Annotated in this window: 10 protein-coding genes and 1 pseudogene; 1 reads left to right on the top strand and 10 read right to left on the bottom strand. The window is 70.7% G+C overall.

The window, feature by feature from the left end:
- Positions 1 to 78: 78 nt before the first annotated feature.
- The 4 genes from ACQ0O7_RS32835 to ACQ0O7_RS32820 form a co-directional block, all read right to left on the bottom strand.
- Positions 79 to 1,734 (bottom strand): lysyl oxidase family protein, encoded by a 1,656-nt coding sequence (locus tag ACQ0O7_RS32835; RefSeq protein ID WP_430787918.1) that lies wholly within the window; start codon positions 1,732 to 1,734, stop codon positions 79 to 81.
- 660 nt (positions 1,735 to 2,394) lie between these two features.
- Positions 2,395 to 2,949: a hypothetical protein gene (locus ACQ0O7_RS32830; RefSeq protein WP_430787916.1), complete on the bottom strand. Its 555-nt coding sequence runs from the start codon at positions 2,947 to 2,949 to the stop codon at positions 2,395 to 2,397.
- Between the two features lie 112 nt (positions 2,950 to 3,061).
- Positions 3,062 to 4,006: an LLM class flavin-dependent oxidoreductase gene (locus ACQ0O7_RS32825; protein ID WP_430787914.1), complete on the bottom strand. Its 945-nt coding sequence runs from the start codon at positions 4,004 to 4,006 to the stop codon at positions 3,062 to 3,064.
- Positions 4,003 to 5,022, bottom strand: coding sequence for an aldo/keto reductase (locus tag ACQ0O7_RS32820; RefSeq protein ID WP_430787912.1), 1,020 nt, complete (start codon positions 5,020 to 5,022; stop codon positions 4,003 to 4,005). The genes ACQ0O7_RS32825 and ACQ0O7_RS32820 overlap by 4 nt, the downstream gene beginning before the upstream one ends.
- Positions 5,023 to 5,142: 120 nt before the next feature.
- On the opposite strand from ACQ0O7_RS32820, the gene ACQ0O7_RS32815 reads away from it, so the two are divergent.
- A complete protein-coding gene (locus ACQ0O7_RS32815; RefSeq protein ID WP_430787910.1) occupies positions 5,143 to 5,709 on the top strand; it encodes a TetR/AcrR family transcriptional regulator in 567 nt (188 codons plus the stop codon).
- A gap of 231 nt (positions 5,710 to 5,940) precedes the next feature.
- Here the strand turns inward: ACQ0O7_RS32815 and ACQ0O7_RS32810 are convergent, their stop codons facing one another.
- From ACQ0O7_RS32810 to ACQ0O7_RS32785, 6 genes and pseudogenes are all read right to left on the bottom strand, one after another.
- Positions 5,941 to 6,402 carry a VOC family protein gene (locus tag ACQ0O7_RS32810; RefSeq protein ID WP_430787908.1) on the bottom strand — a complete coding sequence of 154 codons (462 nt, stop codon included), beginning with the start codon at positions 6,400 to 6,402 and terminating at the stop codon, positions 5,941 to 5,943.
- A 507-nt stretch (positions 6,403 to 6,909) separates the two neighbouring features.
- Positions 6,910 to 8,241, bottom strand: coding sequence for an FAD-binding oxidoreductase (locus tag ACQ0O7_RS32805; protein WP_430787906.1), 1,332 nt, complete (start codon positions 8,239 to 8,241; stop codon positions 6,910 to 6,912).
- Between the two features lie 313 nt (positions 8,242 to 8,554).
- Positions 8,555 to 9,379 carry a sulfurtransferase gene (locus ACQ0O7_RS32800; RefSeq protein WP_430788075.1) on the bottom strand — a complete coding sequence of 275 codons (825 nt, stop codon included), beginning with the start codon at positions 9,377 to 9,379 and terminating at the stop codon, positions 8,555 to 8,557.
- Between the two features lie 456 nt (positions 9,380 to 9,835).
- Positions 9,836 to 10,735 (bottom strand): annotated as a pseudogene (locus ACQ0O7_RS32795) (ketopantoate reductase family protein); the annotation flags it as partial.
- Positions 10,732 to 11,307, bottom strand: a complete 576-nt coding sequence (locus ACQ0O7_RS32790) for a hypothetical protein (RefSeq protein WP_430787904.1) — start codon at positions 11,305 to 11,307, stop codon at positions 10,732 to 10,734. The pseudogene ACQ0O7_RS32795 and the gene ACQ0O7_RS32790, both read right to left, overlap by 4 nt.
- A 234-nt stretch (positions 11,308 to 11,541) precedes the next feature.
- Positions 11,542 to 12,981, bottom strand: a complete 1,440-nt coding sequence (locus ACQ0O7_RS32785) for a hypothetical protein (RefSeq protein WP_430787902.1) — start codon at positions 12,979 to 12,981, stop codon at positions 11,542 to 11,544.
- Positions 12,982 to 12,987: the final 6 nt, after the last annotated feature.

The following is a 12,987-nucleotide window of genomic DNA, read 5'->3' as shown; positions in this document are numbered from 1 at the left end:
CCCGCTCAGCCCTGCTGTCTCAGCTCAGCCCTGCTCAGTCCTGCCCAGTCCTGCTCAGTCAGCCCTGCTCAGCTCTGGTCAGCCCGCGATGCCGTTCACCTTCGGGACGGTCAGGGTGCGCTTCTTCGCCGTACCCCCGATAATGATCTTGCGCAGTGCGGTGTTGTTCTTCGTGGTCAGTTCGGCCAGCCGGTTCGACGGGTTGGCCTTCACCTCGATGTAGTAGGTGCCGTTCTTCAGGTTCGTGATGTCGAACGACTGACCCGGACGATCCTGGCTGTACGTGTCACCGTTGCCGATGTCCAGCACCTCCCGCACCGCGACCACCGTGTTGGCCCCGCACGACGTCTCCAGGGACGTGTTGTCCGGGCGCCACTTCGCACCGGCGATCGTGTAGTCGACGGCATCCGTGTTGGCCAGGCAGAACGCCTCCTTGCCACTGCGGACCGCGAACTTCTTGTCCGCCTTCAGCAGGTTGTACTGCGCGAAGTCGGTGAAATGCCAGTGGTTGTGGCCCTCGCGCGGGTCCCACTCCATGGTGCCCGCCGCCTTCGAACCGACCTGCTTGCCCTTGGCGTCGAAGTAGTACTGGTACGCGTCCATCAGCCCCGTGCCGGACCGGCGGAAACCGTCCACCACCAGCGGAGACGTGCCGGCGTTCCAGACCGTCGCGCCGAAGTTGACATACCACTTGCCGTCCGGCTGGCCGGTCTTCTCGTCGGCCCCCTGGGAGATCGAGATGCCCCACGCCGGCAGCGACCGCAGATCCGGCTTCGGGCCGGTCTTCGGGGCCGCGCTCATCGTGACCGGGCGGCTGGCGGCGGCGCGGAACTCCGGCAGGTACGACGACACCTGACGCGATTCGTCGCCGGCACCGTGCACGTGCGCACCGGCCACTCCGGCCCGCAGCGCCGGCTCCTCCTTGGCGTCACTGGCCCGCGCCGAGGCCAGCTCCTCCTCGTCGGCCTTGACGTCGACCACGTTCACCGCCACCTTGGCAGTGCCCTTGGCCGCGGGAATCCCGAAGATCTTGCGGTACTTCGGGTTGACCGTCGCCGTCGCGGTGTACTTACCGGCTTTCAGCTTCGACAGCCCGGTGCCCGACGTCGGCTGGTCGGCGACCGGCGAGTTCCAGCCGGCCTGCACACCCCACACCGCGCCGAGAGTGAACGGGTTCTCCCCGCCACACCGGGTCGGGTACGGGTTGGTGGCCGGCGCGTCCCGCCTGGTCCGAGCCGAACTCCAGGCGTTCCCGCAGAACGCGGTCGAATACTTGGCGACCGTCTTACCCGCCTTGTCGGTGATCACGATCGTGGTGAAGTCCTTCAGCCCGGTGAAGTCCTTGACCGTGCCCGCGGGCAGCGCCACCCGCGTCTTCTTGCCCTTCTTCACCACCAGCCGGGTCGCCTTGATCGGCTTGTCGTATCCCGCTCGGGTGGCCCGCACCTCGAACGGGTCCTTGCCCGCGATGACGTGCAGCCCCAGATCCAGCGAGAGGTAGACGTCCCCGTCACTGTCGTACCGCTCCGCGGTGACCGTCTTGGCCGCAGCCACGAACGTCATGGAGGACGGTGCGGCAGCCGCCTCCGCGGCCCCCACGCCGACTCCGGTGAACACCAGAGCCCCCACCGCAACCCCGACAACCGGCCAGCGCTTACGCCGCCGGCTCTGCCCGTCAACCATCGGATCCCCCCAGTAGTCCGCCGACCGCACGTCCGGCCGGACAACGCTCATCTCACGGCAGTGGCTGTGAGATCCCTGTGAAGTAGCACTTGCATGGCACAAATTAGGGAGTAAATCCGGGATAATGCGGCACCCCGGCACCCCGGCACCCCGGCACCCCGGCACCCCGGCACCCCGGCACCCCGGCACCCCGGCACCCCGGCACCCCGGCACCCCGGCACCCCGACACCCCGACACCCCGACACCCCGACACCCCGACACCCCGACACCCCGACACCCCCCCCGCACCGGGTGGGTGCGCACGTTGACTGATCGGGTGCTCCGTCGGTGTCCAGGGCCCGGCATGAACCCACCGTCTGGCGTGTGAGTGACGCCGTCGGGTGAGGCGCCGGACGTCTGCGCACGAGCCGGGCAGTGTGTGCGTTCGGCGGGGTCCGGAGATGGGGCGACCCTGACGGCTGCTCAAGGAAGGCCGATCACCCACGGAGGCGTCATGGAAGCCGCGTCTGGCCCGCCGTTGAACCACGCTCCGGAGCAGCGGAACCCTGATCAAGGTCCGATTCCCGGTGCCCCAGGACTCGCGGGGCCAGGCCTGCCGAAGGGCGTCTGCGCTCAGTACGCACTGACCCGAAGGCCTTCCCCATCAACAATCAGGGTCAGCACCGAGCCACAAGTCGTCACACCAACTGAAGGCCCTGACGCCGAAGGTCTCTATGAACTCTTCCGGCGGCGGGTGGACAGGAACAGGGCGATGACGGCCACCGCGATCACGGCTGGGACGGGCAGGCCGGTCAGGCGCTCGTGTGGCAGGGCCAGGAAAGCCGTGACCGCGCCGACGCCGAGGACCCCGGCCGTCACGCGGCTGGCGCCGGCGAGGGCTGGGCGGCCGGCGGCCCGGAGCGCCTGTGGCACGCCCCAGGCCGCGAACGACGCGGCGATCAATCCGGCCGCACTGGTCAGGCCCGCGACGCTCACCGGGACCTCGAGGGTGCGGTCGACCATCGCGAACAGCACGGACACCGCGATCCCGCCCAGGGACAGCAGGAACAACTGCGCCGTCAAGTAGGCGCTGGGACGCTGCATCCGGCTGCGGACCGCCGCGTTGGCGAACTCCTGCGGATCGCCGAACGCCTCGACCGGTGACTGACCGGTGTCCCTGCAGTGCGCCCGTGCGTCCGCGATGATCGGCTCCGACGCGTAATACCCGATCCCGCGGTCGGCCAGGGCGAACCGGGCCGGCAACTCCCACTGATCAAACGTCACCATGATCGGTTCTCCCCCGGTCGTCTCGTGGAACCTCGCTGACGTGGGAAACGCTACGGGCGCCGGGCCGCCGGAACATCGGACCACGGTCCGATTCGCCGACGGCACCTGAGTACTACTTTCGGTGGAGCGAGCGAACGATCTCGTCAACCACCCACTGACCGATCCCTTCCGGGAACGGCGCGGGCAACCCGAGCACCACGTGCCGGAATCCGGCTGCGGTGGCTTCGCGGACCATGGCCCGGGTGACGTGCGGCTGATCAAGGAGGACGGGTAGATGAATGGACCGGACGATGGACGCCGGATCACGGCCGATCTCGGCGCAGTAGCGGTCGAGCAGCGCACTTCGCCCGATCGCGTCGGCGATGTCGCCGCCCGGGATGTTCCACACGTCGGCGTGCTCGGCGACCACCCGCAGGGTCGCGGCCGAGCGCCCACCGATGACGATCGGCGGATGTGGCCGTTGCACCGGCTTGGGGCTGCCGAAGGCGCCGGTGAGCTGGACGTGTTCGCCCGCGAAGTCGAACGGCGCGTCCTCCGTCCACAGTCGGCGGATCACCGTGCACGCTTCGGCTAGGCCGGCGGTGGCCCGGGCCGTTTCGTGGAAGGGCAGGCCGTGGGCCAGATACTCGCGCAGGGCGAGCGGATGGCCGGGCCGCGATCCCACGCCGATGCCGAAGTCGAGCCGCCCACCCGAGACGATGTCGACAGTGGTAGCGATCTTGGCCAGCATCGCCGGTGGGCGGAAGCGGTTGCTGGTGACGAGCAGGCCCAGCCGCAGCCGCGTGGTCTGCGCGGCCAGCGCGGACAGCAGCGTCCACCCTTCGAGGGCGGGCCCGCCCGGGTCACCGGCGATCGGCATCAGATGATCGAAGAGCCAGGCGTGTTCGATCTCGGGGAGGCCGTCCGCCTCGCGCCACACCCGCAGGACGTCCTGATAGGAGACCTGTTGCGGCGCCGTCATGATCCCGAAACTGATCCCCGCAGGCATGGTTCCGGGAAGCTCGGCATCCACTGTGGTCACCGGCATGCCGGGAAGCTCGGCATCGGCGGTGGTCACCGGCGGCGCAGGGACGGGTCGAGGAGGGCGGGCGGGGTGTCGAACTTCTCGTGGGGCGCGAGATCGAGGCCCGGCTCCACGATCGCGTCGATCGCGTCGAGCACGTCGGCGGGCAGCACGGTGTCCGCGGCGGCCAGCTGGGAGCGGAGGTGTTCGGCCGTGCGGGGGCCGATGAGCGCGCTGGTCACCGCCGGGTGCGCGGTGACGAAACCGAGTGCCAGCTGGATCAGGGTGAGACCGGCCTGGTCGGCGACCACGGCGAGCTTCTCGACGGCGTCGAGTCTGGCGCGGCCGGACGGTGACGTCATGTCGTAGCGGTGCGGCAGGATCACCGACCGGTTGGTGGCGAGTTCCTGCCCGGCACGGATCGCGCCGGACAGCCAGCCGCCGGCGAGCGGGCCCCAGACGAGCACACCCATGCCGTACTCCTGCGTCACCGGAAGCACGTGCGTCTCGGCGGCGCGCTGGAGGATGGAGTATCCGGGTTGTTCGGTGACGTACCGGCTCAGGTGGTGTTCCCGTGACGCCCACTGGGCCTGGACGATCCGGTGGGCGGGGAAGGTCGACGAGCCGAAGTACCGGATCTTGCCGGCGCGCTGGAGGTCGGTCAGCGCCGAGAGGGTCTCCTCGTCACTGGTCCGGGGGTCCCACCGGTGCATCTGGTAGAGGTCGACGTGGTCGACGCCGAGCCGGCGCAGGCTGTCGTCCAGGGCGGTGACCAGCCATCGGCGGGAGCTGCCCTGATGGTTGCGTTCGGTGCCGATCGGCATGGTCGCCTTGGTGGCCAGCACGATGTCGTCACGGCGGCCGGCGATGGCCTTGCCGACCATCTGCTCGGACTCGCCGTCGCCGTACATGTCGGCGGTGTCGATCAGGTTGATGCCGGCGTCCAAGGCAGTGCCGACCATGGCGTCGACGTCGTCCTGGCTGGTCCGGCCCAGTCTGCCGAAGTTCATCGCGCCGAGAGCGAGAGTGCTGACCTGCACACCGGTACGTCCGAGGGGGCGGTATTGCATGAGAGTTCCTCCGAGTAGCATCGGCAGTAAGCGGAACCATGTTCCGCAGACGACGATACGGAACATGGTTCCGTTTACCAAGCCGCATGGTGAATCAGGCTGTGTGACGGAGGCAACTGCATGGTCGAGGGCGCCAAGAAGCGGTCCGATGCCCGCCGCAACGAGCAGACGCTGCTGGAGGCCGCCGCGGCGGCTTTCGTCGAATCCGGCGTCGATGTGCACGTCCGGGCGATCGCCGAGCGGGCCGGGGTCGGGGTCGGCACGATCTACCGGCACTTCCCCACCCGGGCCGATCTGATCGTCGCCGTCTACCAGCACCAGGTGGAGGCGTGTGCCGAGGCCGGGCCGGCCCTGCTGGCGGAGGGCGGCTCACCGCACGCGGCGCTGGGCCGGTGGATCGACATGTTCGTCGACTTCCTGGTGACCAAGCACGGGATGGCGGCGGCGCTGCGTTCCGACGACGCCGCCTTCCAGAAGCTACACGCGTATTTCATCGGCCGCCTCGAACCGGTCTGCGCGCAGCTGCTCGCCGCCGCCACCGAGGCCGGCGAGATCAGGCCGGGCACGGTCCCCCTGGAACTCATGATGGGCGTCGGCAATCTCTGCATCGGCTCGGAGAACAACCCGATCTACAACGCCCGCAACATGGTCCACCTGCTGATCGCCGGCCTCGCCGCCGACCGATGAGATAGCCGCCGCCCCGGACCTGCGAGAAGAGCAGGCGGCAGACGAGCGGAGCAGACGGCAGGCAACAGGCGACAGACGAAACGGGGCAGGCGGCAGACGGCGAGCGGCAGACGAACGGGGCAGGCGAGCGGGGCAGGCGGCAGGCGAGCGGCAGGCGGGTGGGACAGCGCCTGTGTAGCAAGCAGGTGAGGCCGGGGCGGCGGGGTAACCGATGCCGCCCCGGGGCACCGGTCAGGCGGAGTAGGGGGCGGTCACCTGGAGGATCCAGGTGATGCCGAAACGGTCGGTGAGCATGCCGAAACCGGGGGCGAACTGGGACGGGCCGAACTTCTCGATCACCTCGGCGTCCGCGGCGAGGGCGGACCACAGCGGGTTCACCTCGTCCAGGGTCTCGCCGCTCACCGAGACGAAGAAGCGGTCGCCGGTCAGGGTCAGGCCGTTCGCCCTGGTGGTGGGGGCCGGCGGGAGTGCGGCCGGGGACTGGCTGGGGGCGTCGTAGGCCATCAGGCTGAAACCGTTCCCGGTGGCCAGCTGGCCGAAGACGATGTTCTCCGCGTCCGGCAGGTCCGCCGGCATGCCGAAGTCGCCGTAGGTGACCAGTGTCAGGTGGCCGCCGAAGACCGAGCGGTAGAACTCCAGCGCCTGCCGGGCGTCGCCGCGGAAGTTCAGGTGGGTGGTAGCGGTGATCGCCATGTCGCTTGCTCCTTGTGATCGCCCGCTGCATGCCGGTGACATGGTGCGGGCCTCGTCGAGGGGATCCGGGGGCGAGTGCCCCTGGCCTGCGACAGAGGCTTCCAGTAGTAGGTGCCAGGAAGTGGCACCTACCACTGACGGGATCAGATCAGCTCGGAGAAGGAAACGACCAAAAGGGCCACCACCACCATCGATCGATCCGGCACCGGACGACCCGCGCGCCAGCCCTGTGGCGGGTTCGGCTCGGCGACGAAGTAGCCGTGGCGGGCCACCTTCCGCGAGTACCCGTTCGACCCCGGCATGTCGAGGGCCTGGCGGACGGTGGGGCGGGACAGCGCGAACGTACGATGCGACTCTCTCTCGCCGGGCGGCTCTCGCCGACCGGGAGCTCGCCCGACGGGAATCGGGGCGCTGGCGCTCGCCCCCGCGAGGTCCGCGTCACCCCGGACCGCCCGGCGGCCACCGGGTGAATGCGGTCGTCACGACAGGGACCACACGCGGTACGGCTCAGATCGCCTTGCCCGGGTTCAGAATGCCGTGCGGGTCGAACAGCTCCTTGATCCGCTGCTGGAGCAGATGCTGATCGGCGCCCAGTTCCCGGCCCAGCCAGTGCCGTTTCAGCACACCCACCCCGTGCTCGCCGGTGACCGTACCGCCCAGATCCAGGGCCAGCCCGAAGATCTCGTCGGCGGCCCGGTGCGCGGACTCCGGAATCGGCTCACCCCACCCGCCGGCCACCACCACCGGGTGCAGATTGCCGTCCCCGGCATGCGCGACGGTACAGATCGGCACGTCATGACGCCGGGCGATGTCCGCGATCGACCGCACCGCGACGGCCAGCGCCGACCGGGGCACCGCGATGTCCTCGATCAGCGGACGGCCGAGCCGCTCGATCGCCGGGAACGCCTGCCGCCGGGCCGCCAGCAACGCGTCCGGGTCGTCGTCGTGGCGCACCGAGGTGGCACCCCGTGACAGCGCCCCGACCGCCCGGTCCACCTCGGCCGCGGAACCACCGTCGGTCTGCACGATCAGCAGCGCGCCACCGTCCTGCGGCAGCCCGTGCCCGGCCAGCGCGGCCAGGGTCGCCTCGTCGAGCAGCTCGGCCAGAACCGGCTGGACCCGGGCCTCGGCCAGCGCCACCGAAGCCGCCGCGGCACTCTCCACATCGGGATAGCAGGCGGCGATCGTCGCGGTCGGCGCGGGCAGCGCCCGGAGCCGCAGGGTCGCCCCGACCACCACGCCCAGAGTGCCCTCGGAGCCGGTGAACAGTCCGGTCAAGTCGTACCCGGCAACGCCCTTGAGCGTGCCCCGGCCGGTACTGATCAGCGTCCCGTCGGCCAGCACCACGTCCAGCCCGAGCACCGAATCACGGGTCACGCCGTACTTGGCACAGCGCAGCCCACCCGCGTTCGTGGCGATGTTGCCGCCGATCGTGGACAACTCCAGGCTGGCCGGATCCGGGGCGTACCGTAGTCCGTGCGCGGCGGCGGCACGGTCCAGATCGGCGGTGATCACGCCCGGTTCGGCGACCGCGACACCGTCGTCTGCCCGGATCTCCACGATCCGGTCCATCCGCGACAGATCGAGGACGACGGTTCCGGACCCGGCGGCACTCCCACCGGTGAGGGCGGTGCCGGCCCCTCTCGGCACGACCGGAGTCCGGGTGGCGAGCGCCCCACGCATCACCCGCTGAACCTCGCCGACGGTCCGGGGCCACACCACCGCGACGGGCATCCCCTCCGGTTCCCACCCCGACCGGTCGAGGCGCTTCTCCCCCAGCACCGCCGGGTCAGCGCTCCACGCGACACCACTGTCCGCAAGCCACGGGAGGGCGTCCACGGCTGCCGTCCCGGCCCCGTCGCCAAGTCGGCGCCCAGCTCGATCGGCCGGCCCGCCGGCAGCCACCGTCATCCCCGGCCGCCGCGGCGGGCCACCCCACCGAACCCCACCGGGCGAACCGGGCGTACGGGATCCGGTGGCGGTGTCAGGGCCGGTCTCCGGTGGCGGCTGGACGCTGCGGGTCTGCGGACCAGTAACCCGGATACCGGTCCGCCTGGAGAGCTTCCGTGGTCGAGGTCAGACCGTGTGCCGATTCGTGGCTCGATTCGAGCCACGAATCGGCACACGCCGCCCGCGGGATCCGGTGGCCGTGTCACGGCTGGTCTCCGGTGGCGGCCGGACGCTGCGGGTCCGCGGACCAGGCCGACCAGGAGCCCGGGTAGAGGGCGGCCTCGATGCCCAGCGTGGCCAGTGCGGCGATCTGGTGGGCGGCGGTCACACCGGAACCGCAGTAGACGCCCACCGGGGCGGGCAACCCGGCGAAGCGGGCCCGCAGTTCCGCGGCGGGGCGGAACAACGGGACTCCCTCGGTCAGGTTGCCGCCGGTAGGACGGCTGATCGCACCGGGAATGTGGCCGGCTCTCGGGTCGATCGGCTCGACCTCGCCCCGGTAGCGTTCGCCGGCCCGGGCGTCGAGCAGGGTTCCGATGGTGGGCAGGGTGGCCACCTCGTCAGCCGTCAGCGTCGGCAGGTGGCCGGGGCTGAGGACCACGTCGCCGGCCGGACGGGGGTGGGCGGTCCCGGTCGCCTGCGGGTATCCGGCGGCCTTCCACGCGGCCAGCCCGCCGTCCAGAATGCGCACGTCGATGACACCCGCCCAGCGCAACAGCCACCAGGCACGACCGGCGGCCAGGCCACCGCTGTTGTCGTAGACCACCACCGCGCTGTCCCCGCTGATCCCCCACCGCCGGGCCGCGGCCTGCAGATCGGCGATCGACGGCAGCGGGTGGCGGCCGGCGCCCGGCTCGTGCGGTCCGGCCAGTTCGGTGTCCAGGTCGACGTAGACCGCCCCGGGCAGGTGCCCGGCCCGATAATGCTCGGCACCATGCGGGTCACCGAGCGCCCACCGCACGTCGAGAAGCACCGGCGGCCTCGCCCCGGCCGCGAGCCGCCGAAGCTCATCGGCCTCCACCAGCACCGCAGCACGAACCTCATCGGCAGACCCACGCGCCACGCCGTCAGAGGGAACGACACCGGTGGAGGTTCCGCCATCGGAAGAGGCTCCAGCGTCGAAGCCGGCCGGACCGTCCACGATCACACCACCATCCGAATCGGCGACACCACCCGGACTGTCCACACTGTCAGAGATGGGGCCGGGGATGGGCGGATCCACCGAGGAAACGGCGGGAACTTCGACACCCCGTCCACGTGAGCCGGCGACCGGAGAACGGGACGCACCCACCGCCGTGAGCCCCGGAACACCGGCCGGGGCGGCGGAAGGGTTGGGCGGGGCCGCGAGGGCGGAATCCGCCGGAGGGGCGGGTGCGGCGCCGGGAGTACGGGTGGCCGCCACCGCGGGCAGGGTGGCGGCCAGGTCGGTGTCGGTGAGGGAGGCGGCCGGGGTGGACTCGGCCACCGCTCGGTGCACCCTGGCCTGGATCGCCTCGGACAGCGGCGTCGGAACCCCGTGCAGGCGGCCCAGCAGCACGATCTCGCCGTCCAGGTAGTCGGTTTCCGGGATCGCGGCCCGGGTCAGGCTCTGCCGGGTCGAGTTGCCCACCCGGTCGTAGCCGGGGATCTCGGCGGGGACGAAATCCGCCACCTCGGGGACGATCGGGACGATGCCGGCCGCCGCGTACACCGCGTGGGCCTCGGCTCGCAGCGCCTCGACCGCGGCGTCGCGCAGGTGACTGGGGGCGTACAGCGCGTCCAGGCTGTTCACCAGGTTGCCCAGCAGCTTGCCGGCCTTGTTGGCGGCGATGTCGGCGACCTCGTACACCCGGAAACCGGCCCGGCGCAGGTCGGTGGCGGCGGGGACGGCTGTCGGGTACGGGCCGGACGGGTAGCGGCCCAGCCACAGGATCGCCGGGACGGGGGCGCCGTGGTTGACCACCTCGCCGGGGGTGACGAAGGTGGCCGGGATCCAGATGGTGGCGCCGATGACGGTGGCGAACGAGCGCAGCGCGATCCGTTCGGTCTCCAGCCCGTTCTGCGGGGTGATCAGCGGCAGGTCGGTGGCGGCCACACCGGTGCCGCCGCCGGCGTGTGCGACCGGCTGCCACGCCCATTCGGTGAGGGTGGCGGTGCTGTCGGTGGTCTTGGTGGCCAGGATCAGCACGTCGTCGCCGGTGAGGGTGACGTCGGCGGGGCCGGCCGCGACCGGCAAGCGCAGCCGGTGCACACCGTCGGGGCGCACGTACCGGAGTCCGCCGTCCCGCAGCGCCGCGAGGTGGGCGCCCCGGGCGACGAGCACGGTGTCGATGCCGGCGCGGTGCAGTTCGGCGGCGAGTGCGGCGCCGACCGCCCCACCACCGATGATGACGTACCGGCTCACTGAGCCACCTCCGAGACGATCACGACCAGAACCGGGATGATCGTCTCAGTCACCGGGCGGTGTGCGACGCCGTCACCGCTGTCGTGTCGGCCACCCGGCGACCGTGATGCCGGTTCGGCAGCGAGCTGTCGCCGGGCGCTCAACCACGGGTGACCTCGGCGAAAGTGCCCCGCCCCGTCGACCGGGTACATGGCGTGTCCCAGGACATCCCGCAGATGTGCGATCTCACTCTGGGAGCCGTGCACATAGGCGCTCGGCCCCAACGAGCCGAGGATCGCGGCCAGATCACCGTGATCACACCAGTGGACCAGGGAACTCGCGAGCCCGTGCAGGCCACGGGGGTCGCACTGCCGGTACCACTTCACCCACTCCTGGTGGCTGCGGTCCGGCGAGTGCTCGAGCCACCGGACGAAATCGGAGAATCCTCGTTCCTTGAAGTCGTCGGCGCTCTGTTCGGCCACACCACGGCTGACGAGTCCGCAGTCGTCAGCGATCAGGTTGCCTTCCACGCTGATGAACCCGGCGAGGTCGGGCAGTCTCCGCCCGGCCACCACACCGATCGCACCACCCATGCTGTGGCAAACGAGATACAGATGCCGCCGGCCGAACTCGCTCAGCAGCTCCGTGACAACCTCAGCGGCGCCCTCGATGTCGGCACCCCGGGAAGCGAACCGGACTCACCGCGCTCGGGGAAGTCGAAGGTCAGCAATGAGTACTCCGCCAGCGCCGGGGTGGTGAAAGCCCCGGCGAAGCTCTCCTTGGCGCAACCGAAGCCGTGCAGGAACACGAGCGGGTCGGCGCCACGGTCAGTTGACGAGTTTGCGGAACTCCGCCCACACCCGGTCGGGGTTCAGGCCGGCGGCTTTCATGTCCTGGTCGATGAAGACGGTCAGGCCGCTGGACAGTTGGCTGTTGTTGGTCAGCGCCACGTACAGGTCGGCGGCCTTCTGCGGGTTTCCGGCGCGCTCGGCGGCCAGGAAGAAGGCGGCGCCGATCTCGTAGTTGAAGGTGGTGCGGGACGCGTCGTCGGCGTAGAAGTTCGCGTTGGTCGGGAACGAGCCGTTGGCGGGCAGGTACTTGCGCAGGTTGCGGCGGACGAAACCGGCGCCCTTGACGGCCGAGCCGGGTTCGGTCTTGTGCTCGACGTAGCGGGCGAAACCCTCGATGGCCCAGGACGGCTGGTCGGTGGCGCCGTCGCCGGAGAAGTCGGTGCTGGAGCCGTTGATCAGGTGCGGGCCGAGGGCGTGGGCCATCTCGTGCGCCATCACGGCCTCGGCGTACTTCATCGTCTTGATCTTCGACATCCGCAGCAGGATCCGGGTGCCGGCGGTCCGGTCCAGGTAGCGCGGCTTCTTGGTGGCGCCGAGGCCCAGGGTGGTGTCGGGGCGGGTCGGGTAGCGCACGCCCTCGTCGTCGACCATCTTCGGGAACAGGGCCACCCCGGTGGTGCCGCCCATCGGCACGCCGTCGTTGTCGAACCAGCCGCGGAACTGCTCGTCGTCGACCAGGAACACCACGAAACCGGTGGCGCCCTTGCGCTTGCCCCAGTAGGTGCGCACCAGTTTCGCGGCCCGCTCGGCCGCCGCCAGGTAGGTCTGCGGGTCCCAGGCGCTGTCCCGGGCGGAGAGCACCACGGCGCCGTCACCGCGGGCCGATCGCAGGTCGGTCTGGTCCCAGGCGGGCCGGCGGGCCGGATCGTGGCCGACCGGCAGAACCCGCTCGGTGACCTTGCCGATCACCAGGCGGTCGTCGTGGACGGTGAGTTCCCACTGGTATTCGTTGTGCGAGTTGCGCACGTCCTCGGGCAGCCGCAGCACCTGCTTGACCAGGGCGGTGGTCTGCAGCGGGGCCGGGTCGTGGCCGCCGACCAGGCTGCTCTGATCGATGATCCGGTAGAAGGCCGGGTTGAGCTGCCGCAGGTTCTGGAAGCGTGTCCGCTCGAACGCCACCGTCTCGGCCCGGGCCGGATCGATGTCGGCCAGCCAGGCCGCCTCGTCGCCGGCCAGCAGTGCCGCCGACCGTTTCGCCACCAGGTCGGTGAGCATCTGCTTGCGGTGCTTCTCCAGGTCGGCCCACCGCTCCTGGATGGCCGAGGCCCGGGAGCCGGCGTCGGACGGGCCGGCCGGGGCGGACTCGGTGTCGACGGTGAGCACCGCCGCGATGCCCGCCGCGACGGCGACCGCCACCGCCGCCACCAGCCCGATCCACCGGCGCTGCGGTTTCACCGTCGTCACTTCGTCGCTCATGCACGT

The organism is Actinoplanes sp. G11-F43, assembly GCF_050589265.1.
Taxonomy (GTDB): domain Bacteria; phylum Actinomycetota; class Actinomycetes; order Mycobacteriales; family Micromonosporaceae; genus Actinoplanes.
The sequence above is the reverse complement of the archived record's forward strand: the minus strand, read 5'-3'. Positions and strand labels throughout refer to the sequence as shown.

What these genes read in the sequence shown, in the direction of transcription:
- ACQ0O7_RS32835 (WP_430787918.1), bottom strand. Translation starts at nt 1,734, where the DNA reads ATGAGCGTTGTCCGGCCGGACGTGCGGTCGGCGGACTACTGGGGGGAT.
- ACQ0O7_RS32830 (WP_430787916.1), bottom strand. Translation starts at nt 2,949, where the DNA reads ATGGTGACGTTTGATCAGTGGGAGTTGCCGGCCCGGTTCGCCCTGGCC.
- ACQ0O7_RS32820 (WP_430787912.1), bottom strand. Translation starts at nt 5,022, where the DNA reads ATGCAATACCGCCCCCTCGGACGTACCGGTGTGCAGGTCAGCACTCTC.
- ACQ0O7_RS32815 (WP_430787910.1), top strand. Translation starts at nt 5,143, where the DNA reads ATGGTCGAGGGCGCCAAGAAGCGGTCCGATGCCCGCCGCAACGAGCAG.
- ACQ0O7_RS32810 (WP_430787908.1), bottom strand. Translation starts at nt 6,402, where the DNA reads ATGGCGATCACCGCTACCACCCACCTGAACTTCCGCGGCGACGCCCGG.
- ACQ0O7_RS32790 (WP_430787904.1), bottom strand. Translation starts at nt 11,307, where the DNA reads ATGGGTGGTGCGATCGGTGTGGTGGCCGGGCGGAGACTGCCCGACCTC.
- ACQ0O7_RS32785 (WP_430787902.1), bottom strand. Translation starts at nt 12,981, where the DNA reads ATGAGCGACGAAGTGACGACGGTGAAACCGCAGCGCCGGTGGATCGGG.